Raw genomic sequence first — 21548 nt, forward strand, 5'->3', positions numbered from 1 at the left:
CGCGGTAAACATTCGTTACATCTACCCATTTGCTTTTCGCCCGCCTCGTTCCAGGTTGTCGTTAACTATCTAGTTAACAATGAAGATTCCATGGCGAACAGGCCGTCTTTGGCTGACTGATTTATGCTAGCCGGGCTAGATTGCACTGCCGAAAGCGCAAGCGTCTTTGAAACGTGAGCGACTGAGAGAGTCAAGGGCAGTGCGAGTTTCTCTCAAAAAGTCCTGACAAGCGGCCCCTAGAGGCCACGCTTAAGCGCCGGCTGCGCCTGGGTTCAGACGCAGCCTCCCAATATTGCTGAGGGAGCACAGGTCATGACCGTGTTCGCAGTGTGCGGGGCCGTTATATTTATCGTACTACTTAGCTTCGTTAAGATCAGACGTCTCGTACCCGAAGGCGCACCTAACGATTTAGCGAGCCATCTTCAGCGGTTGAAGCCGGCGCCCAACAACTATGTCTTCGCATACGAAGGTGGCGGCATGGACGCCGACCCGGCTTTCAACATGCGATCAGAATGTGCCGATTTACGTCAGGCAGCCAGTTTCCGGAAGCCTTGGGAAGCGGGCCGATCATTCATTCGAGTGCGCTTCCGAAGATTCAAGTCCCAGCGTTTGCTCCGGACTCAGTTAAGCGGGGATCCGCCAAAGCATCCAGACAAGATCTGGTCAGATTCGCCCACACCGGGGCGTAACGAAGCGCGGCCGCTAAACGACGGTGATCCATTTAGTTGCGCGCTCGACCTGCTGCCGCTCGCCGTCATCGTGGCCGATCCGAATGGAGAAATAGTCTTCGTGAATGTTGCAGCCGGAGAACTGTTCGGCTATCCGGTCGAGGAGCTGATTGGTTCAAACACCATTAAGTTGGGTGACGCATTGAAATCCCCATGGCCTTTCGCTGACTCGCTATTCGATGCGACAGGACGCCATGCTGAGGGCGAGAAGAGCGTGCGAGAGGTCGTCGCTATTCGAAAGGACGGCGTCGAGTTTCCGGTCGAAATATCGGTCAAGCACATTTTGGGACCTACCGGAGCGTATTCGTTGTCGATCGTCATGGACCGGACGGAGCGCAACGAGTTGGCACGTCACCGGCAACAACTTGCTCACCTCACGCGTGTTTCGACCTTGGGCGAGCTTGCCGGGTCTCTCGCTCACGAGCTAAATCAGCCGCTTACCGCGATCCTCAGTAACGCGCAGGCGGCACAACGTTTCTTGACGGCGGAGCCTGTCAATCTTGTGGAAGTGCGGGAGATACTCCACGATCTTGTACAGGACACCCACCGTGCAAGTGAAGTAATTAAGAGAATCCGCGCACTTGTAAAAAAAGGCGAGATCGAGACCGCGCCCCTTAGCGTGGCGAGTGTGATCAGGGACGTGGTAGTACTTGTACACAGCGATGCAATCGTGCGCGGTATCCGGGTCGTGGTGATTGCCGCGCCCGAATTGCCCCCCGTGCAGGGAGACAGGGTTCAACTTCAACAGGTCGTTCTGAACTTGCTGCTCAATGCTTTTGATGCAATGGAAAACTGTTCGTTACCTGGGCGCGTGGTCTCGATCCAAAGTTCGGTTGATCCTTCGGGAGAGATTCGTATTGCGGTGCGGGATGGCGGAACAGGCATTTCGGGCGACAGGGTTTCCAGGTTATTTACGCCTTTCTGTACGTCCAAGCGAGATGGGCTCGGTCTGGGGTTATCAATCAGCCGGTCCATAGTGCAGATGCATGGCGGTCGAATTTGGGCCGAAAACAACAATGACCGGGGCGCTACGTTTTACTTCACGTTGCCCATTGGCATACCGCCAGGAAGCGCCTCTTCAAGGGTGACGCCATGAGTTCGTCCAGCCTTGCCACTGTTTTCGTGGTTGACGATGACGAATCGATTTGCCGGGCGCTTGGCCGGCTGATTCGCGCTGCAGGTCATGTTGTAGCGTGCTTCGGCTCCGCGCAAACTTTCCTGAGCGCAGACGTGCGTACTGCGGGCACGGCGTGTCTTGTATTAGACGTGGGACTGCCGGATATCAATGGCCTCGAGCTGCAACGCGAAATGAATGCGGCCGGGAAAGCGATGCCAATTATCTTCTTGACGGGACAGGGCGACATCGCAATGACGGTTCGCGCCATGAAAGCCGGGGCGACCGACTTTCTGTCGAAGCCAGTGAACGAAACGGATCTTTTGCGCGCGATCGATCTTGCGCTCCAGCGCTCATCGTACGAGCTATCGCGCCGTTCGGAACTCGACGCAATCCGGACGCGGATGTCACTGCTTACGCCACGTGAGCGCCAGGTTCTCACACTGCTGGTCAAGGGACGCATGAACAAGCAGGTGGCATGCGAATTGGGCATCGCTGAGAAGACCATTAAAGTGCACCGGGCCCGCGTCATGGAAAAAATGGCTACCCGCTCGTTGGTCGAGCTCGTCAGGGTCACCGACAAAGTCCCCACGCTTTCTGCCTCGCCGTCAATATCCTGACGGCTGCGGATACGCATCGTACGTGACCCGGCGCACCCTCAGTGTCTGGTATGGGACCAAGGTCCCATACCACTGACCTTCCGAATACCTTAACCTGAACCAACGTCGAAAACGAAAAGCGTTCAGTCATAGGGTGTTTGCATGAGGGATATTCGCCATGAGCCAAATCAAACCGTTCGTCGCCGTAGTGGATGACGACGATTCGGTGAGTCGCGCCATCAAGCGATTACTCCGATCAGGCGGATTCGAGGCCGAGACCTTCAAGACAGGTGACGATTTTCTTCTCATGTTTGACTCCATACCGTCGTATCGGCCAGTGTGTCTTGTGCTCGACGTTCAAATGCCTGGCTCGAACGGACTTGAAGTGCAAAGGAGAATATCGGGCAGCGGCATACCCGTGGTCTTTATTACGGCACACGATGAAAGCGGCGTTCGGGAGCAGGCTTTGCTTGCCGGGGCGACCGCCTATCTACGCAAGCCTTTCAACGACGAGCTTTTGATCAAAGCTATTCGTACAGCAATTAGTACAACTGGTAAATGATGTCGGTTATTAAACGATGTCGGTCTGAAAAATTCTATGGGACCAAGGTCCAATAGCACGGGCGAAGCGGCAATCGCATCATTGTTCTGTCCGAGAGGATATGAGGCCTTGGAATGAAGCAATTCTTGACGTCACTTACAACGGAGCATTGATCATGATTAGAACCCTTCGGCTTCTTTTGGCAATTCCTCTTTTCCTCCTCGCGGTGGGTTGCTCGACAGACCCGACCGTCGCCAATGGCGGAGATCCTGAGCTCGACGCGCAAGCACGCCAGGCATTGCAACAACTGTTCAGCAATGCCCCACGTGCACAGGAACTTCAATACCGGGCCAAGGCCGTTCTGGTCTTTCCCAGTATCGTCAAGGCAGGTCTGCTTGTAGGTGCCCAAGGCGGCAAGGGCGTGATGTTTAGTCCGGATGGAAAGATCATTGGTTATTACAGGGTGCGCGGATTGTCATACGGCCTCCAGGCCGGCGGGCAGACATACTCGGAAGCGCTGTTTCTGATGACAGACGCGGCGATTAGTTCCGTCAGCAGTGGTACGGGCTTATCCGTGGGCATGGGGCCGAGCGTGGTAGTGGTGGATGCCGGCGTGGCGAGGTCGATGACCACAGAGACGCTTAAATCCGATGTCTACGCGATGATCTTCGGTCAGGAGGGCTTGATGGCCGGTCTCGGCGTTCAAGGACAGCGGATCGTCAAATTCGAGTGATGTCGTTTGACAGGTTGAAGGGATCCCGTTGCAGTGCCCGTATCAAGGCACCGTCTTGCGCAGGGAATCGCTCGGGAGGTTTGTGTGCATCGATCTGCGCCACCTTCCGGGCGCCGGCAATCGTTGGACCGGTTGAAGCTAAAACTTTCAAAGAAGGTGCCGAGCCATGCAACGAGTGCGACAGGTTTTGATCGGCTTTGCGGCATGGGGGCTCGTTTTTTCAGCCGCGGCACAGCAACCGATCATCTATCCGGCAAGAGGACAGAGTGTTCAAAAGCAAAATGCGGACACGGCCGAATGCCAGTTGTGGGCGAAGCAAACCACCGGTGTCGATCCCGTTGCCATTGCACAGCAAAGCGCAAACCAGCAGGGCGGACAGCCCAGGCAAGGAGGCGCAATAAAAGGGGCCGTCGGGGGCGCTGCCGTGGGTGCAGCGATCGGGGCGATTGCGGGTAATGCGGGCAAGGGCGCGGCAATTGGGGCGGTGACCGGAACCGCCGGAGGGGGTCTGCGCCAGCGCCGCATGAATGAGGCCGCAGCGAGTCAACAGCAGGCGAACCAGCAGCAGGTCTCCCAGGAGATGTCCACTTACAACCGGGCCGTTGGAGCGTGTATGACGGGACGTGGCTACTCGATTCAGTAGGGGACGCTCAGGGCGCATACCGGAGACCAACGATGAAATCCAAGTTATTACCTTGTGCTGCAGCATTCGCGCTGCTCGCGATTGGTTCAGAAGCGGGCGCCGCAGATTTCGACGGCAGCAAGCCGCTGATCTGCGCGACCGTTGACGCGCATGCGTGCGATCCCGGTGAGACCTGCCTTCGGGGACTCCCCGACTTCATCGGGATGCCGCAGTTCATGCGCATCGACTTCGCGGGCCAGACGATCGCCGGTCCCAAACGCACCGCCCAGATCCGTTTCGTCGACAAGGGAGCTGACCAGTTGCTCTTGCAGGGCACCGAGCTTGGCTACGCCTGGACCATCGTCATCGACAAGACCGACGGATCAATGACCGTCTCGCTCTTGAATCGCGAGGAAGCCTATATCGTTTTTGGCAACTGTACCGCGGCGTAGCAATCCGGTAGCCCGGACTTTGCGTGGCGTTTTTTATCCGGGAGCCGGTTGCCCAATGGGAGACTCACATGGTGATGTCATCGGTGCGAATCAACGCATTTGAAATGAACCGTACCCGTGATCGCTGGACGCGACGCCTGTCGTATGGCGCGTCGGCCATGGTGTTGCTCGCCGCTTGCAGCAAGCCGGTGAACGAGCTGCCGCGGCAGGTCACTGAGGTCAGCGTCATGACGGTCACTCAACGCGACACACCCGTCGACTTTGAATTTACCGCCCAGACTGAAAGCTCGCGCGAGGTCGAGATCCGCGCACGCGTGGACGGGTTCCTGGACAAGCGTGTCTACACAGAAGGTCAGCCGGTAAAAGCCGGCCAGACCCTGTTCCTGATGGACGCAAAACCATTCGAAGCCACGCTGCAGTCGGCACGGGGCCAGCTTGCGCAACAGCAGGCGCGCCTGACCGTGGCGAAGGCCAATCTTAATCGCGTGCTTCCGCTTGTCAAACAGAACGCACTGAGCGAAAAAGACCGCGATGACGCCATCGGCAGCGAGAAAGAAGCCGAGGCAGCAGTGATTGCCGCCAAAGGCCAGGTCACAACCGCGGAGTTGAACCTGAGTTACACGACCATCAAGTCGCCGCTCGCGGGTCTTTCCAGCTTCGCGAAACAACAGGACGGAAGTTTTGTCACCGCGTCCGCGTCGGGTTTGCTGACCACGATCTATCAGCTCGACCCGATGTGGGTGAACTTCAGCGTTTCCGAAAACGAGCTGCTGGGTTACCGCGATCAAATCGAAAAAAAGCGGCTGCGTTTTCCGCAAGACAACAATTTTGTAGTGACGGTGATATTGGCCGATGGCACGGTGTACCCCACTCGCGGGCGCATTAATTTTGCAAATCCGGCATTCAGTTCGCAAACCGGGACCTTCCTCGTGCGGGCCTCGTTCGCCAATCCGCAAGGCAGTCTGCGGCCCGGGCAGTTCGTTCGGGCGAGGGTGTCCGGCGCGACACGCCCCGATGCCATCCTGGTTCCGCAACGCGCGGTCCTGCAGGGTGCCAAGAGCCATTTTGTCTGGGTAGTGGACGGCGACTCGAAAGCGCATGAGCGTGTTGTGGAGGTGGGTAACTGGCACGGCGATGACTGGTTCATCACGGACGGCCTCAGGGTCGGTGAGCGCGTGGTTGTGGACGGCGCCATTCGTGTCGCAGCGGACACCCCCTTGAAGATCACGGAAGCGCCGGCGGCACAATCGACCACGCAACCGGGCGCGCCAGGCGCCGCCGTCAGCAACGAGGCGGTCATGCAACGCCTCGCACAAGGCAAGTCCGACAATAACGCAGCGAACTGAGCGGATTGGCGAAATGAACCTTTCCCACTTTTGCATTGACCGGCCGATCTTCGCGTCTGTCATCTCGATCATCATCACGCTGGGCGGCGCGCTCGCGATGCTGAGCTTGCCTATCGCTCAGTATCCCGATATAACACCGCCTCAGATAACCATCTCGGCCAGTTACCCCGGTGCGACCGCCGATGTCGTCGCGAACAACGTTGCCGCGCCCATCGAGCAGCAGGTCAATGGCGCCGACAACATGATCTATATGAACTCGTCGAGTTCATCGACGGGTAACTTCACGCTCAACGTGTTCTTCAATATCGGCACGAACCCGGCGCTCGCACAAGTCGATGTTCAAAACCGCGTCAACCTTGCACTGGCACAACTGCCTTCGTCGGTGCAGTCACAAGGTATCCAGGTCCAGAAAAAGTCGTCGGCTTTCATGATGGTGATTGCGGTCTACTCACCCAGTAATCGCTACGATCCGACTTACATTGCCAACTACACGAACATCTATGTTCTCGATGCGATCAAGCGCGTACCCGGCGCTAACCAGTCGAGCATTTTCGGCACGCCCGACTACGCGATGCGAATCTGGCTGAAACCAGACCGTATGGCCCAGCTCGGCATCACCGCGTCAGATGTCCAAAGAGCCGTGGCGAACCAGAATCAGCAGTTCGCGGTCGGCAGCATCGGCCAGTCGCCCACGGGCACGCCGGTTGAACAGTCGTTCGCGGTGACGACCACGGGCCGCCTGACCGACCCGAGCCAGTTCGACAACATCATTATTCGCGCCGCGAGCGGCGACGCCGCCATCGTGCGTCTGCGCGACGTTGGACGCGCACAGCTCGGACAGAAAGACTATTCGATCCGAAGCAAGTTTCAGGGTAAGCCGGCGACCGTGATCGCGGTGTATCAGCAGCCTGGCGCCAATGCACTCGACGTTTCCAAGCAGGTCCGGGCAGCGCTCGACCAGATGAAAAAGTCGTTTCCCGAGGGACTGGAATATGACATCGCGCTCGACACCACCGAGTTCACCCGCGCGTCGATCTCGGACGTTGTCTACACGTTCTTCGAAGCGCTGGTTCTGGTGGTGATCGTCGTCTATGCCTTCCTGCAGAGCTTTCGCGCCACGCTCATTCCGGTGCTGGCGGTGCCCGTGTCGATCTTCGGCACCTTCATGGGCATGCTTGCGCTCGGCTTCTCGATCAACATGCTGACCTTGTTCGGCATGGTGCTCGCCATCGGCATTGTGGTGGATGACGCCATTGTCGTGATCGAGAACGTCGAGCGGAATATGAACGTTCATAAACTCAGCCCGAAGGATGCGGCCAAACGCGCCATGGACGAGGTGTCGGGACCGGTGGTCGCGATTGTCCTGGTGCTATGCGCGGTGTTCGTGCCGGTCGCGTTCCTGGGCGGCATAACTGGCCAGCTCTACAAACAATTCGCGATCACGATTGCAATCTCCGTCGTCTTCTCGGGGCTGGTCGCGCTGACGCTCTCGCCGGCGCTCGCGGCATTGCTGCTCAGACCGGGACATGACAAGAAACCCGCTTTTTTCAGATGGTTCGACAACGGCTTCGGCAAGATGACTTCCGGTTATACGCGCGTCGTGCAACTGGTCATCAAGCGCTTCGTGGTCGCCTTGCTTTTATTCGCAGGGATGATCGCGGTCGCTGTCCTGATGGGAAAGTCCATTCCTACGTCCTTCCTGCCGCCGGAGGACCAGGGTTACCTGCTGGGCGCCGTCATCATGCCGGACGCTGCCAGCCTTGACCGTACCGGCGACGTCACTCGGCACGTCACCGACTATTTCATGAAGCAGCCGGCGGTCGGCAGCATAACGGTCATTGATGGTTTCAGTCTGCTCGATAGCCAGAACAAGAACAACGCCGCGGCATTTTTTGTTGGCTTCAAGAGTTTCGACGAACGCTATAAGTGGGCCAACATCAAGACACAGAACGCGCGTGCAGTGTTGATCGGTGCCTACGAGAATCTCTCCAAGGTGAAGGAGGGCATTATCCTGCCTGTCAATCCGCCGTCCATTCCCGGACTCGGCACGACCGGCGGCACCGAGATGTGGATTCAGAGCAAAGGGGACGGCAATACCAGCCAGCTTGCGGCTGTCGTCGACGACTTCCTGGCCAAGGCCAGGCGACGTCCAGAGCTGGCTCGAGTCACGTCGACATTCAATGCGGACTCCCAACAATTACTCGTGAACGTGGACCGCGATAAAGCCGAAACGCTCGGTGTCCCGGTCGAGGAGGTGTACAGCTCGATGCAGACCATGTTCGGTTCGCAGTACATTTCCCAGTTCAACCGGTCGAGTCGCCTGTGGCAGGTCATCATGCAGGCGGAGCCGTCGTACCGTCTCAAGCCTCAGGATCTTGACCAGATCTACGTGCGCAGCAAAACCGGCAGCATGGTCCCGCTTAAGGCCGTGGTGACCACGCAGTTTGTTACGGGCCCCGACCTGGTGACGCGCTTCAATAATTTCCCTGCCGTGAAAATCACCGCGAATCCGGCGGTGGGATATAGCACGGGCCAGGTCCTTGCGGCGCTCTCCGAGATAGGTGCCCAGGTGATGCCGTCCGACTATGCCATTGGCTGGAGCGGAGAAGCTTACGAAGCGCAACAGGCGGGCAGTACGTCAGCACTCGTGTTCGTGTTCGGCCTGATCATGGTGTTCCTGATCCTGGCCGCTCAGTATGAGAAGTGGAGCTTGCCGGTCGGCGTATTGATGGCGGTGCCTTTCGCACTCTTTGGCGCGCTGCTCGCAATCCTTTTGCGAGGGCTCGAGAACGACGTCTACTTCCAGATCGGCCTGACCATGCTGGTCGCGCTCGCCGCCAAGAACGCGATCCTGATCTTCGAGTTCGCCGTGCTCAATCGCGAGTCGGGGGAATCCATCTACGACTCCGCCGTGACTGCCGCGACTGAACGCTTACGCCCCATTGTCATGACCTCGCTCGCGTTCATCCTCGGCTGCGTCCCGCTGGCCATCGCGACGGGGGCATCGGCAAATAGCCGTCATTCGATCGGAACGGGGGTGATCGGCGGCATGCTCGGTGCAACCGTCATCGCTGTGTTCTTCATTCCGATGTTCTTCTACATCCTCGAGACGATGTCGGAAAAAAAGGGCAAGGACAAACAGAAGCCGGACCCGCACGATGGCGCCCAGCTCGCGGGGCCACCGGGACCGCCGCTCGCAGGTGCAGGCGGACCGACGATCGCTGCTTCCGCAAACGTCAAGGACGAGTGACATGCGCGCGCCGATTCTCTCGCTTGTGGCTTTGCTGACGCTTGGCGGATGCCTGCTCGGTCCCAATTATGAACGCCCCGTTGTCGAGACGCCGGCGACCTTCCGCTTCGCCGAGTCTGACGCAAAGGACCTCGTCAACACAGCGTGGTGGGAGCAGTTTCAAGACCCGGCGCTAAACCAGTTGATTGCCACCGCGCTGGCCGACAACAAGGACGTCAAGATAGCGGCTGCACGCGTCGAGCAATTCCTGGGGCAGTTCGTCACGACGCGTTCGCAGCTATTCCCGCAGATCGGCGCGGGCTTTAATGCAGAGCGCGAGCGCATTCCGTTGGGGACAGCGCAGTTGCCCGCGGGCGTGGGGCCCGTATTCAACCAGTTTCAGGGAACGCTCTCGGCGTCTTGGGAGATCGACTTCTTCGGCAAGCTGCGGCGCCAGACCGAATCCGCGCGCGCAAGTCTGCTTGCGAGTGAAGAAGGCCGGCGCGCCACCATCCTGACGCTGGTGGCATCGGTGGCGACGTCATACGTCAACCTGCTGTCGCTCGACCGGCAACTCAAGATTGCGAATGCCACAGTTGCGAGCCGCGAGGCATCGGTGAAAGTCTTCGAGCTACGCTTCGCCGGCGGCCAGGTTGCCCAGATGCAGCTTGCACAGAGCCAGTCGGAATACGAGGCGTCCCGGGCGACCATCCCGCAGATCGAACTGCAGATTGCGCAGCAGGAAGATTCGTTATCGATCCTGCTCGGACACAACCCCGACGCTATTCCACGCGATCGCGAGCTGGACGATCTTGCGTTACCGGCCGTGCCCGCGGGCTTGCCTTCCGATTTGCTGGAACGCCGGCCGGACTTGCGTCAGGCGGAACAAGACCTGATCGCAGCGAACGCACAGATTGGCGCCGCGCGAGCGCTGTACTTCCCTTCAATATCGTTGACCGGTCTGTTCGGCACTGCGAGCGGGCAGTTCTCCGCGCTGTTTACGGGGCCGACGCGCCTGTGGTCCTATGCGGGCGCCGTGACTGTACCGATCTTCACGGCAGGCGCGATCAGCGGGCAAGTCAAGCAAGCCGAAGCGCTGCAACAGCAAGCCTTGTTCAGTTATCAGAAGTCGATTCAGGTCGCCTTCCAGGAGGTGGCTGACGCACTGGTGTCGTTGCAGAAAAGCCGTGATCGACTCGTGGTTCAAGGACGTCAGGTGGACGCACTCGCCACCTACTCGCACCTGGCGAGCTTGCGTTACGAAGGCGGCTACACGAGTTATATAGAAGTGCTCGATGCAGAGCGTAGCCTCTTTAACGCTCAGCTCAGCTACGCGCAGACACAGGGCGCCGTTTTCATTTCATCGGTGGATTTGTATAAGGCCATGGGCGGAGGCTGGGTCACCGAGGCTGAAGGAATGACCGCGGTCACCTACAGTGACACCGGACGCGCATTGTCTCCTATCACCTCTACAGCCGGACCGAAAGGGACATCGCCATGACAGCGATGCGCCTCATTGCCTGTCATGAATGTGATCTGCTGCAACGGGAGACGGTGCTTGGCCGTGGCGGCTCGGCTCGGTGCAGACGCTGCGGTGCGATGCTCTACAAAAGCCTGCCCGCCAGTGTCGACCGTACGCTCGCGCTGACGCTTGCAGCACTCATTCTTTTCGGTGTCGCAAACGCTTTCCCGATCGTGGGACTTTCGGTGAATGGCACGCTGGTCGAGACCACGCTTTTCGGCGCCGCGCGCATCCTTTACCTGGACGGCGTCTGGCCGCTCGCCGGCCTCGTGTTCGTCACGACCCTGCTAATGCCGCTGGTGGCCATGCTGGCGATGCTGTATCTGCTCATGCCGCTGCGCACGGGACGCGTGCCGAAGCGGCCCGATATCGCGCTGCGTCTGCTACGCCGCGTGGCGCCGTGGGGAATGATCGAGGTCCTGATCCTCGGCATGCTGGTCGCGCTCGTCAAATTAGCTGCTATCGCGAGCGTGGTGCCGGGCATTTCCCTGTGGGCGTTCGGCACAGTGATGGTGCTGCTGGCCGCTGCCGGCGCAACCTTCGATCCTCACGATATCTGGGCGCGTATCGACGTGGCCCAGGGCCGTCGTTCCTCCTTTCATGGACGGGTGAGCGGCTCCGCGCCGACGGCGGCCGGCGCGGGCCTGTTCGTCTGTCACGATTGCGGCCTGTTGTCAAAGCCCGCTGCGGGTACGCACGAGGGGATCTGTCCTCGGTGCGGCTCGGCCTTGCATTTTCGGAAACCCGGCAGCATTGCGCGCACCTGGGCATTCGTGATCGCGGCGGTCGTGCTGTACATCCCGGCGAACGTGCTTCCTGTCATGGACACAAGTTCATTGTTCGGCGCGCAAACGGACACGATCATGAGCGGCGTGGTGTTTCTCTGGGTCTCGGGCTCGTGGCCGCTTGCCGTGCTCGTGTTTGTCGCGAGCATCGCCGTGCCGATGCTCAAGATCATTTCGCTGATCTTCCTCGTCCTGACCGCCCAGCTTCGCTGGCGCTGGCTACCGGAGAAAAGGACGCGCATCTATCGCGTGGTGGAGCTGGTCGGCCGCTGGTCGATGCTCGACATCTACGTCATCACGATCCTGGTCGCCCTCGTACAGTTCAGCGCACTCGCGACAATCATGGCGGGCCCCGGCTCGATCGCTTTCGGCTCGGTAGTGGTGCTCACGATGTTCTCGGCAATGTCATTCGATCCACGCCTGATCTGGGACCCGCTGGAGCCCGACCATGAATAAGCCACTTGGGCCCCCCGGGGAACCGGATAGCCCCGATTTCCCGGAGGCGGTCGCGGTGCGCCGTTCGCGCTGGCGCGTTCAGCTTATCTGGCTGGTACCGCTCATCGCGATATTGATTGGTGGCTGGCTCGCCGTGCAGTCGATTCTCGAAAAAGGTCCGACCGTCACCATCAGCTTTCAGAACGCCGATGGCCTGGAGGCCGGCAAGACGAAAATCAAGTTCAAGAATGTGGACGTCGGCGTGATCAAGAAGGTCGCGCTGGCGCCGGATGACAAGTCAGTGATCGCCACGGCCGAAATGTCGCGCGACGCCTCGAAAATGCTGGTGGACGACACCCGTTTCTGGGTCGTGCGCCCGCGTATTTCGGGTGGCACGGTGTCCGGCATCGGTACACTGTTGTCGGGCTCGTACGTGGGTGTGGACATCGGCACGAAGACAGAGAAACGCACTGATTTCGTCGGCCTCGAGTCGCCGCCCGTATTCGCATCCGGCGTGGCCGGCCGCGAGTTCATACTCAAGAGCGAGAACATGGGCTCGCTCGATGTGGGCTCACCCATATTCTTCCGGCGACTGCAGGTCGGCCAGGTTACTTCCTATGCGCTTGACCCCGACGGCGAAGGCATGACGCTGCATGTCTTCGTCAACGCCCCGTACGATAAATACGTGACCAACGACACCCGCTTCTGGCACGCAAGCGGCGTCGACGTCACGCTCGATACGACTGGCGTCAAGGTCAACACGGAGTCGCTCGTGTCGATCCTGATTGGCGGGTTGGCGTTTCAAAGCCCTCCCGATACGGTTGATAAGACGGAAGCCGCTGCGCACAGCGAATTCACGCTGTTCGAAGAACGGGCTGAGGCCATGAAGCGGCATGACACCATCGTCGACACTTATGTGATGAACTTCAAGGAATCGGTGCGCGGCTTGACGGTCGGCGCGCCGGTGGATTTCCGCGGCATCGTGGTGGGCGAAGTCTCTGCGATCTATACGCGCTTTGACAAGGTGACAAAGGAGTTCAGTATTCCGGTCGAGCTGCGCCTCTTTCCAGGGCGCTTCACGTCGCGCTTCGAGAAGGGCGGCGGCGGTGGACGCATTGCTACGGATCGGCAGGCCTTTACTAACTACCTGGTCGCGCACGGACTGCGCGGTCAACTGAAAACCGGCAGCCTGTTGACGGGTCAGCTCTATGTGTCCGTCGACTTTTTCCCTGCCGCGCCCAAAGCGACCATCGACTGGAGCAGGAGCCCGCCCGAATTGCCGACCGTGCCGGGCAATCTGCAGGGGCTGCAGGATTCGATCACCAGTCTGGTCGCCAAGCTCAACAAAATACCGTTCGAAGGTATCGGCCAGGACCTGCGCAAGACCTTGGGCGATGCATCGGCCTTGCTGACTACGCTCAATACACAAGTGGCGCCCGAAGCGCGTGCCACGCTGGCGGCCGCCCACGATGCGCTCGTGTCCGCCAACAGCACACTGCAACCCGACTCAGCGCTGGCGCAAAGCACGGTCGACACGATGCGGGAGCTGTCGCGCACCGCGGCGTCCTTCCGCGCGCTCGCCGACTATCTCGAACGGCATCCCGAAGCGCTGATTCGCGGCAAGACGGAGGATAAAAAATGAATAATGCGCTCCGATTCATGCTGGCGACGCTGTTGTTCATCAGCGGATGTGCCAGTACACCGAAGGCCACCTTCTACACGCTGACGCCACAGACGCCGCAGGCGCACCCGGACGCGCGCTCGCCCATCGCCGTTGCCATCACGATCGGCAACGTCAGCGTGCCGGACCTCGTCGATCGCCCGCAACTGGTAACGAGAGTCGACGCAACAACGGTCTCCATTGACGAGTTTGCGCGTTGGGCGGATCCGCTCAAGAGCCAGGTGCGCCGGGTCCTGACCACAGACCTGGCGTTGCAATTCCCCGGGGCACTGGTATCCGGAAGTCCGCAAAATGCCGATCTGGCGATGACCTTCCTGGTGTCGCTGGATATCCAGAGCTTCGAATCGGTGCCGGGCGATTCAGCGTCGATCGCTGTGCTGTGGTCCGTGCGGACACCGAAGGGGAAGTCGGCGAGCGGTTACAGGCTCGTCCGTGAGCCGACCAGCGGTGCAGGCGACGATGCACTCGTAGCCGCGCATAGCCGGGCGCTTGCGGCCGTAAGCGCTGATATCGCCACGGCGATCCGCTCGAACCTTCAACCCTGAAACGGCGGCCATCGCGATGGAGCAGATGCTGGTCGACGTGGTGATCTTTCTCGCTGCGGCGCTGATCGCGGTGCCGCTATCGGTCCGGCTGGGCTTTGGCGCCGTGCTCGGTTACCTGCTCGCGGGCGTGGCTATCGGCCCTTGGGTGCTGAAACTTGTCACTGACGTCGACGCCATCCTCCACTTCGCGGAATTGGGCATCGTATTGATGATGTTCGTGATCGGCCTGGAAATGCGGATCGACAAGCTATGGGCGATCCGCCACACCATCTTCGGCTATGGCGGCGGCCAGATGGCGCTGTGCGCGTTTGTGCTGACCGCCGTTTTCCTGCTGTTGGGCACGCCGTGGCGCATTGCGCTGACAGGCGGCCTTGCGTTGGCTTTGTCGTCGACGGCGATGGTCATCGCCGAGCTTCAGGCGCGCCACCTCATGGAGACGCCAGCGGGAAGGGCTGGCTTCGGCATACTGCTGTTCCAGGACATGGCGGCCATTCCGCTGATTGCGCTACTGCCGCTGCTTGGGCCTACGGTCGCCAACGACGCAGCCGATCCCGGCTGGCTGGTCTCCCTGAAAGCGCTGGCGATGCTCGCCGCCATCGTTCTGGCGGGGCACTTCCTGCTGCGCTTTGTCCTTCGGGCGGTCGCGCGCACCGGTGTGCCGGAAATGCTGACCGCGTTCGCACTGCTCTGGGTGGTAGGGGTCGCCTTGCTCATGCAAGGCGTCGGGCTGTCCATGTCATTGGGTGCATTCGTTGCGGGCATGCTGCTCGCGGACTCCGAATTCCGTCACGAGGTGGAAACCGATATTGCGCCCTTCAAGGGACTGCTTCTGGGTCTTTTCTTCATCGCGGTGGGGATGTCGATCGACTTCGGGGTATTGGCGCGCGAACCCGGACGCGTCGTTGCGCTGGTCGTCGCGCTCGTTGGCATCAAGGCGGTGGCGTTGTGGTGCCTGGCGGGCAGGTTCAACGTGCCGACCGGGCAACGCGCGTATTTTGCATTGCTGTTGTCGCAAGGCGGAGAGTTCGCGTTCGTCGTGCTGGCGGCCTCGCTGGCTGCGCGCGTGATCGATCAGCGCCTGTCTTCGCTTGTCACGTTGGTCGTCACGTTGTCGATGGTCACGACGCCGCTGCTTTTGCTTGCGCATCAGCGATTTCGAGCGTCGCGTTCCAGCGAAGATCTGACGACTTAGGGCGAAGCTACGTCCGCCCCTCGGTTGGCATAACAGCTTGACGCATAAAGGCGGACCACGCATCGTGATCACCAGCACGTTTCGAAAGGCGGCCGACGGCATGGCCGAGTTCCTGAAGCTCGAGTCGGCCGGTGGACTGCTGCTTGTCGCCGCTGCCGTACTCGCGTTGATGTGCAGCAACACGGCGCTTCGCTCGGCCTACGACGCCCTGTTAAATATTCCAGTCGAGGCGCGCTTTGGATCGTTCGCTATCGCGAAGCCGCTGCTCTTGTGGATCAACGACGGCCTGATGGCCATCTTCTTTCTGCTCGTCGGGCTGGAGGTCAAGCGTGAAGTGATCGAGGGTGAGCTTTCGACGCCCGCGCAGGTGGTGCTGCCGGTCGTTGCCGGCTTGGGCGGCATGATCACGCCGGCGTTGATCTACGTGTTCTTGAACCGCAATGATGGACCGGCACTGAGCGGCTGGGCCATTCCCACCGCCACCGACATTGCTTTTGCGCTCGGTGTCCTGTCGTTGCTCGGCAAGCGGGTTCCGGTCTCGCTGAAAATTTTCCTGACCGCGGTAGCGATAGCCGACGACCTGGGCGCGATCGTCATCATTGCGCTCTTCTACACCGCCGAGCTTTCCGTCACGATGCTGTATCTGGCCGCAGGGGCCATTGCGGTGCTGATAGCCCTGAACCGGCTGAAGGTCACACGCATTGCGCCCTACATCATCGTTGGCGTGTTCCTGTGGGTATTCGTCCTCAAGTCGGGTGTACACGCGACGCTGGCGGGCGTGGCCATTGCGTTTGCCGTGCCCTTGAAGACGGTTGATAACGCGGGGCATGCACCGCTGCATCGGCTTGAACATACCCTCCATCCCTGGGTCGCCTTCGGCATCTTGCCGCTTTTCGCTTTTGCCAATGCGGGTGTTTCGTTCGCTGGCGTGACCCTGGGTGTCCTTGCGGAGCCATTGCCGCTCGGCATCGCCATCGGCCTGTTTGTCGGCAAGCTGGTGGGCGTCTGCGGCGCGAGCGCAATCCTGATCCGGATGGGCGCGGCCAAACTTCCCGATGGCGCCAGCTGGAGCCAGTTGATCGGGGTCGGCGCATTGTGTGGCGTGGGCTTCACCATGAGCTTGTTCATCGGTTCGCTCGCATTCGAAGGCCCGGAATATTTCACGCCGCTGCGTCTGGGTGTGATAGTCGGCTCGACGCTATCCGGTGTGACCGGCTATCTGCTGCTCAGGTTCGCATCGGCTCGGCCTGGAACAAGCCCATTGCCCGGCGCTGACTAGTCTCATGAACGGGAGAACAGAACTGTGGCGCTGAACACGCTGGAAACGCTGATGGTTGCGTCCCTGGTTCTCCTGCTCGGGAGAAAGATCATTGCCCGTGTTTCTTTCCTGCGAACCTACAGCATCCCTGAACCCGTGGTCGGCGGACTGCTCGTCGCCGTATTAGTACTGGTGGCGCGCAGCACCCTGCACGTCGAACTCCGATTCGATACAACGCTCCAGACGCCGCTGATGTTGACGTTTTTTGCGACCATCGGACTCAACGCCGATCTGGCCGGCTTGAAAGCGGGCGGGCGTTCGCTTGCTGTATTCCTTGGCGTGGTGGTCGGTTTGCTTGTGATGCAAAACGTGCTTGGCATCGGGCTCGCATGGGCGCTGGGGCAGGATCGTCTGGTCGGCTTGCTGGGAGGCTCGGTCACGCTATCGGGAGGCCACGGCACCGGTGCAGCGTGGGCGAAGGTATTCTCCGAACGGCACGGGATAGCATCAGCGACAGAAATTGCCATTGCCTGTGCCACCTTCGGTTTGATACTTGGCGGTCTGGTCGGCGGACCGGTCGCGCACTTCCTCATCACGCGCCACGGCCTTGCTGCCAGGACAGAACCCAGTGGGACGGACATGACCGGGTTCGAACAGCCCAAGGCTGTCCGCCCGATCACAGCGGACGCGCTCATCGAAACCGTTGCGCTGATCGCCGTATGCCTCGCGGTCGGCTCCACGCTGGAGTCGGGCCTTAACGGAACGGCGTTTGAGCTGCCGGCATTTGTCTGTGTCCTGTTCGTCGGCGTGGTCCTTCGAAACGGACTGGCGATGTCCGGACACTATCGGGTCTTCGAAGCTGAAGTGTCACTGCTCGGCAATGTGAGTCTCGGGCTGTTCCTTGCCATTGCATTGATGAGCCTGCGATTGTGGGACCTCACCACCCTGGCATTGCCTTTACTCGGCATCCTGTTCATACAGGCGCTGGCGATGGCGTTCTACGCGATCTTCGTCACGTTCCGGGTGATGGGGCGCAACTACGATGCGGCGGTACTTGCCGCGGGGCATTGCGGATTTGGCCTGGGCGCCACGCCAACGGCGATCGCCAACATGCAGGCGATCACGGACCGCTTCGGTCCGTCTCATCTGGCGTTCCTGATAGTGCCTATGGTAGGCGCATTTTTTATCGACATTGCCAATGCAATCGTGATCAAGCTGTTCCTGTTGTTGCCCATCTACGGGTAGTGACAGCGCACCATATAGTCGCGCAGGAGAACCGCTCGCCGGGCACGGGGCCATGGTTGTGGCGAGCGTGATCGTTGTCCCAAGGAGACCCGCATGCGCTTCGAACGCGGAAGGTCGTACCGGTTACGGTTCTCACGGCTTAAGCGTTCGCACTGGCATGCGCCGCGTACACGGACGTTGTTCACGCGTCCGGCCGCACCGCCCCGACGGGTTCTGTTGATCCGCCTGGGTGTAGTGGTCGGTTTGTGCGTACTCGCCTTCGCCGTGCTGTATCTCGACCGCAAGGGCTTGCACGATGCGACCAAGGAAACGCTCGGCGTGATCGATCTGATGTACTTCACGATGGTCACCGTGGCGACGGTAGGATACGGCGACATCGTGCCCGTCACGGCGCGCGCGCGCCTGATCGACGCTTTTGTCGTCGTCCCGATCCGGATCGTCATCTGGTTTGTCTTTCTTGGAACAGCCTATCAATTCGTCATCCAGCGCGCTATTGAGGAGGTTCGCATGAAACGCTTGCAAAAGCGGCTGCAGGACCACGTTGTCGTATGCGGCTTTGGGCTTAGCGGCTCAGTTGCAGTGCGCGAACTGCTGGAAAGCGGCTTTGATCCCGATTCGATCATCGTCATCGACCCTCAACAAGCGGCGCTCGAAAACGCCACGGCTCTTGGCGTGGCGGGTTTGCTCGGCGACCCGTCGCGTGAGGACATCTTGCAGCAGGCAAAAGTGCGCCATGCAAAGGCCGTCATCGTCACGGTGGCGGATGATGCGACCGCTATTCTGCTTACCCTGAGTATCCGGAGCATTGCGCCGGACACGAAGATTGTCGTGCGCATCCGGGAACATCTGTTTCAACGACAACTGCGGCAGGCGGGGGCGGATGTGATCGTCTCGTCAACCAAGATTGGTGGCCTGCTGCTTGCCGATGCGGTGGAAAGCCGCTACATCGTTCCGCTCGTCAACGACCTGCTCTCGGCGCGAGGACGCGTCAATCTCCTCGAGCGGTCCGCCAAACCCGAAGAAGTCGGGCGCTCGTCGAACGAGATTACCGGTTTGCTCGTCGTCGCACTGGTCCACGAAGGCCGGATGTTCTCTTTCTATGATGAACCACCGCGCACGATAGAGGGCGGCGACATACTGATTGTGATGGAGTCCAATCGATCCCGGCGTGCTGAACAGGCATGACCTTGTTGTCAGTGAGGCGCACCTGTGCGCTATCGCTATGGGACCAAAGTCCAATAGCAAGTCACGCTGACTGAAATTAAGCTTGGTTCGGGCGAAGTAGTCCACGTCCGATCAACCTTCGCCTGATCAATCTCATTTCCAGGGGCTGATATGCATACAAACCTTGCTCGCCGTCTCGCGCTTGGCAGTACCTTGTTTCTCGCGTTGGCAGCGTCTGCGACGCTAGCCGGGCGCGCGTCGGCTCAGGATGTAAAGATCGTTACCGGCACGGGCCCGGACACCGCTGGCGTTGCGGCGCTCATTCAAACGAAGGCTACGGTCATTGGCATCGACGCTGCGTCCCTGACCGCCACGTTGCGCGGTCAAGGCGGACGGACCTTCGAAGTCACGGTCAGCCCGGAGGTAGGCGACATCAAAAAATTGCGAATCGGTGACACGGTGGACATTGCCTATCACGAGTCTTTCCTGATCCATGCTGACAAGGTGAAATCGAATGGCATCCGCGAGCGCATCGACTCCACGGAGATTCTTCCGGCCTCCGGCGGCGTCGCCGCATCCGCACAGTCAGTGCAGGTTCTGGCAACGATCGAGAAGGTGGATGTGAAAAGACGCCTCATCACGCTCAGGGGGCCGCTCAGGACTGGCACGGTGAAAGCGGGACCTGACGTTTCGCTTGCGGACCTGAAGGTAGGCGACAGTGTTCGCGCGGTATATATCACCGCCACTGCTGTGAAAGTGACGCGAGGCGAAACTGCATTGAAGTAAAGGTGGCGGGTCGCAAGCCATTTCACCAGTCACGTCCACGAGACCCGGATCTCGGGCATTCCGACGGCTGCGGCCTGCAGGGCAGCACCACGCCTACGGTGCCCGGATGCTGTACGGGCAGGGTGCCTACAGGCCTCCGGCCCATAGTCGGCCAAAGCGCGATCGAGCATGACGACCGTGGTCGCGCAAGCTTTCGCGAAGCCAACGTACAGCACCATCAGCGGCCGTGCATACCGCGGGTGCGCGAAAATCGAGCGATCAAGTGGACGATCCACCAGCGCCTGAAAGGGCTTTCGACGTCAAGCCTGGTTCGAACCAGAGCCGCTGCCCGCTACATGAAGTGACACCAGGCGCGCGAGCACGATCGCCGGATACAGCTGTCCGATCAGGGCCTCGAGTATCGCAAGCGACCTCGCTGCATGAGCGACTGGCGTGATGTCGCCGTATCCCACGGTCGTCAGCGTGACAAAGCTGAAGTAGATCCACGACGAACGATCGATCGAGCTACTGTCATGCGCAATTCCGGCATAAGCACCCGGTACGCGGATGCTGATGAGTTGATAGGCCTCCGCCCAGACGACCCCGATCAACACGTAAAGCACGATTGCCCCAACGATCCGGTCAAAGGTCACGGTGCCCGGGCTGAACACCTTGATCCCTATGACCACGCAAAGAATGCCGAGCGAAAAGAGCGCGGTTTCGTCAAGTAGTCCGGGCGTCTTTCCCGGTGGATAAAGCCATCCTGTCCAGCGTACCAGGATCGCCACGCCTGCGACCAGCGCGATTGCCACGAACAGCCGATGGTGGTCCGAGACCGTCGCCACCCCGCTCAGGAGAATCATTGAGAGAAGCACGTCTCTTACTATTCGCGCGAAGGCGCTATCCGGCGCGAGAGTAAAGGGCACGACGAACACATTAAGCGCGAGCAGAACGAGGAGCAACACCATGCTGCCGATGCGCAGTTGTACGTTGCGATCATGCCACCGTTGCCCGTATGCCATTTCGCTTCGCTCCTGCTTTGTGAGTCAAACGACAATCAGTGCCTGCTTCCAGGCGCCATTGAATGGCTGCCAATGCCTGCGCTCGCGCGATAGCCTGTGTAACCCGAGCGTAGTGTCGTGCAGCGGGCTCGTGAGCGCCCGAAGCGAACTATTCAAAACGCAAGCGGCGAGGCCCTTGGCACTATCTTAGTGAAATAACGGGAACCCTTCGCGTTCCGATGAGTATCGATAGCATTATTAACGGACATCGACAGTAGGTTGGCTGTGTGCGCGCATACGCCGCGGCAAGACCGCCGTACAGGGTCGTATTGGACAATCGCCCGTGTCCTCGGTCGCGATCGCCGTGCGTTAAGGGAGGCTCATGAGCAACCAATCGTCCGACGCTGCATCTGGGCAACCCGACCGTGTCTCGGCGTGGAGTCTTATCAGACCATACTGGGTCTCCAGGGAATTCGGAGCCGCCTGGGGATTGCTGATCGCGATTATCGCAATGGACTTGCTACTGGTAGGCGTCAATGCCCGGCTGAACACATGGAACCGTGAGTTCTACGATGCACTGGAAAGCAAGGG

General features: G+C 59.9%; 18 protein-coding genes and 1 pseudogene. 18 read left to right on the forward strand and 1 reads right to left on the reverse strand.

Features of this window, described 5'->3' with window-relative positions; translation table 11 throughout:
- Window positions 1–312 precede the first annotated feature (312 nt).
- The 17 genes from JWR14_RS16280 to JWR14_RS16360 all read left to right on the forward strand — a co-directional run bounded on the left by JWR14_RS16280 (window position 313) and on the right by JWR14_RS16360 (window position 19977).
- Window positions 313–1824 (forward strand): ATP-binding protein, encoded by a 1512-nt coding sequence (locus JWR14_RS16280; protein ID WP_299708511.1) that lies wholly within the window; start codon window positions 313–315, stop codon window positions 1822–1824.
- Window positions 1821–2462, forward strand: coding sequence for a response regulator (locus tag JWR14_RS16285; protein ID WP_299708513.1), 642 nt, complete (start codon window positions 1821–1823; stop codon window positions 2460–2462). The genes JWR14_RS16280 and JWR14_RS16285 overlap by 4 nt, the downstream gene beginning before the upstream one ends.
- A 157-nt stretch (window positions 2463–2619) precedes the next feature.
- Window positions 2620–3003 (forward strand): response regulator, encoded by a 384-nt coding sequence (locus tag JWR14_RS16290; protein WP_299708515.1) that lies wholly within the window; start codon window positions 2620–2622, stop codon window positions 3001–3003.
- Window positions 3004–3157: 154 nt separating this feature from the next.
- Window positions 3158–3715: a lipid-binding SYLF domain-containing protein gene (locus JWR14_RS16295; RefSeq protein ID WP_299708517.1), complete on the forward strand. Its 558-nt coding sequence runs from the start codon at window positions 3158–3160 to the stop codon at window positions 3713–3715.
- A 166-nt stretch (window positions 3716–3881) separates the two neighbouring features.
- On the forward strand, window positions 3882–4358 hold the full coding sequence (locus JWR14_RS16300; protein ID WP_299708519.1) for a YMGG-like glycine zipper-containing protein: 477 nt from the start codon (window positions 3882–3884) through the stop codon (window positions 4356–4358).
- 32 nt (window positions 4359–4390) lie between these two features.
- A complete protein-coding gene (locus JWR14_RS16305) occupies window positions 4391–4789 on the forward strand; it encodes a hypothetical protein (RefSeq protein ID WP_299708521.1) in 399 nt (132 codons plus the stop codon).
- A 158-nt stretch (window positions 4790–4947) separates the two neighbouring features.
- The gene (locus JWR14_RS16310; RefSeq protein ID WP_299708539.1) at window positions 4948–6135 is read left to right on the forward strand and encodes an efflux RND transporter periplasmic adaptor subunit; all 1188 of its coding nucleotides are present in this window, start codon (window positions 4948–4950) and stop codon (window positions 6133–6135) included.
- Between the two features lie 13 nt (window positions 6136–6148).
- The gene (locus JWR14_RS16315; RefSeq protein WP_299708523.1) at window positions 6149–9385 is read left to right on the forward strand and encodes a multidrug efflux RND transporter permease subunit; all 3237 of its coding nucleotides are present in this window, start codon (window positions 6149–6151) and stop codon (window positions 9383–9385) included.
- Window position 9386: 1 nt separating this feature from the next.
- Window positions 9387–10865 carry an efflux transporter outer membrane subunit gene (locus tag JWR14_RS16320; RefSeq protein WP_299708525.1) on the forward strand — a complete coding sequence of 493 codons (1479 nt, stop codon included), beginning with the start codon at window positions 9387–9389 and terminating at the stop codon, window positions 10863–10865.
- Window positions 10862–12127 (forward strand): paraquat-inducible protein A, encoded by a 1266-nt coding sequence (locus JWR14_RS16325; protein WP_299708527.1) that lies wholly within the window; start codon window positions 10862–10864, stop codon window positions 12125–12127. Before JWR14_RS16320 ends, JWR14_RS16325 begins: the two co-directional genes overlap by 4 nt.
- The gene (locus tag JWR14_RS16330; protein WP_299708529.1) at window positions 12120–13748 is read left to right on the forward strand and encodes an MlaD family protein; all 1629 of its coding nucleotides are present in this window, start codon (window positions 12120–12122) and stop codon (window positions 13746–13748) included. The genes JWR14_RS16325 and JWR14_RS16330 overlap by 8 nt, the downstream gene beginning before the upstream one ends.
- The gene (locus tag JWR14_RS16335) at window positions 13745–14332 is read left to right on the forward strand and encodes a PqiC family protein (protein ID WP_299708531.1); all 588 of its coding nucleotides are present in this window, start codon (window positions 13745–13747) and stop codon (window positions 14330–14332) included. The genes JWR14_RS16330 and JWR14_RS16335 overlap by 4 nt, the downstream gene beginning before the upstream one ends.
- A 16-nt stretch (window positions 14333–14348) precedes the next feature.
- Window positions 14349–15524, forward strand: a complete 1176-nt coding sequence (locus JWR14_RS16340) for a monovalent cation:proton antiporter-2 (CPA2) family protein (protein WP_299708533.1) — start codon at window positions 14349–14351, stop codon at window positions 15522–15524.
- A 61-nt stretch (window positions 15525–15585) separates the two neighbouring features.
- On the forward strand, window positions 15586–16803 hold the full coding sequence (gene nhaA, locus JWR14_RS16345; RefSeq protein WP_299708540.1) for a Na+/H+ antiporter NhaA: 1218 nt from the start codon (window positions 15586–15588) through the stop codon (window positions 16801–16803).
- Window positions 16804–16827: 24 nt separating this feature from the next.
- A complete protein-coding gene (gene gltS / locus JWR14_RS16350; protein ID WP_299708535.1) occupies window positions 16828–18027 on the forward strand; it encodes a sodium/glutamate symporter in 1200 nt (399 codons plus the stop codon).
- Window positions 18028–18120: 93 nt separating this feature from the next.
- Window positions 18121–19212, forward strand: a complete 1092-nt coding sequence (locus tag JWR14_RS16355) for a potassium channel family protein (protein WP_299708536.1) — start codon at window positions 18121–18123, stop codon at window positions 19210–19212.
- Between the two features lie 150 nt (window positions 19213–19362).
- Window positions 19363–19977: a hypothetical protein gene (locus JWR14_RS16360; RefSeq protein ID WP_299708537.1), complete on the forward strand. Its 615-nt coding sequence runs from the start codon at window positions 19363–19365 to the stop codon at window positions 19975–19977.
- A 299-nt stretch (window positions 19978–20276) separates the two neighbouring features.
- Here the strand turns inward: JWR14_RS16360 and JWR14_RS16365 are convergent, their stop codons facing one another.
- Window positions 20277–20978 carry a potassium channel family protein gene (locus JWR14_RS16365; RefSeq protein WP_299708538.1) on the reverse strand — a complete coding sequence of 234 codons (702 nt, stop codon included), beginning with the start codon at window positions 20976–20978 and terminating at the stop codon, window positions 20277–20279.
- 361 nt (window positions 20979–21339) lie between these two features.
- Here JWR14_RS16365 and JWR14_RS16370 point away from each other — a divergent pair.
- A pseudogene (locus tag JWR14_RS16370) lies at window positions 21340–21548 on the forward strand (ABC transporter ATP-binding protein/permease); the annotation flags it as partial.

The sequence above is a fragment of the Caballeronia sp. genome (assembly GCF_028292365.1).
GTDB lineage: Bacteria > Pseudomonadota > Gammaproteobacteria > Burkholderiales > Burkholderiaceae > Caballeronia.

Bases quoted from the DNA above. Each gene is read 5' to 3' on its own strand.
- JWR14_RS16280 (WP_299708511.1), top strand. From the start codon at position 313: ATGACCGTGTTCGCAGTGTGCGGGGCCGTTATATTTATCGTACTACTT.
- JWR14_RS16285 (WP_299708513.1), top strand. From the start codon at position 1,821: ATGAGTTCGTCCAGCCTTGCCACTGTTTTCGTGGTTGACGATGACGAA.
- JWR14_RS16290 (WP_299708515.1), top strand. From the start codon at position 2,620: ATGAGCCAAATCAAACCGTTCGTCGCCGTAGTGGATGACGACGATTCG.
- JWR14_RS16295 (WP_299708517.1), top strand. From the start codon at position 3,158: ATGATTAGAACCCTTCGGCTTCTTTTGGCAATTCCTCTTTTCCTCCTC.
- JWR14_RS16300 (WP_299708519.1), top strand. From the start codon at position 3,882: ATGCAACGAGTGCGACAGGTTTTGATCGGCTTTGCGGCATGGGGGCTC.
- JWR14_RS16305 (WP_299708521.1), top strand. From the start codon at position 4,391: ATGAAATCCAAGTTATTACCTTGTGCTGCAGCATTCGCGCTGCTCGCG.
- JWR14_RS16310 (WP_299708539.1), top strand. From the start codon at position 4,948: ATGGTGTTGCTCGCCGCTTGCAGCAAGCCGGTGAACGAGCTGCCGCGG.
- JWR14_RS16315 (WP_299708523.1), top strand. From the start codon at position 6,149: ATGAACCTTTCCCACTTTTGCATTGACCGGCCGATCTTCGCGTCTGTC.
- JWR14_RS16320 (WP_299708525.1), top strand. From the start codon at position 9,387: ATGCGCGCGCCGATTCTCTCGCTTGTGGCTTTGCTGACGCTTGGCGGA.
- JWR14_RS16325 (WP_299708527.1), top strand. From the start codon at position 10,862: ATGACAGCGATGCGCCTCATTGCCTGTCATGAATGTGATCTGCTGCAA.
- JWR14_RS16330 (WP_299708529.1), top strand. From the start codon at position 12,120: ATGAATAAGCCACTTGGGCCCCCCGGGGAACCGGATAGCCCCGATTTC.
- JWR14_RS16335 (WP_299708531.1), top strand. From the start codon at position 13,745: ATGAATAATGCGCTCCGATTCATGCTGGCGACGCTGTTGTTCATCAGC.
- JWR14_RS16340 (WP_299708533.1), top strand. From the start codon at position 14,349: ATGGAGCAGATGCTGGTCGACGTGGTGATCTTTCTCGCTGCGGCGCTG.
- JWR14_RS16355 (WP_299708536.1), top strand. From the start codon at position 18,121: ATGCGCTTCGAACGCGGAAGGTCGTACCGGTTACGGTTCTCACGGCTT.
- JWR14_RS16360 (WP_299708537.1), top strand. From the start codon at position 19,363: ATGCATACAAACCTTGCTCGCCGTCTCGCGCTTGGCAGTACCTTGTTT.
- JWR14_RS16365 (WP_299708538.1), bottom strand. From the start codon at position 20,978: ATGGCATACGGGCAACGGTGGCATGATCGCAACGTACAACTGCGCATC.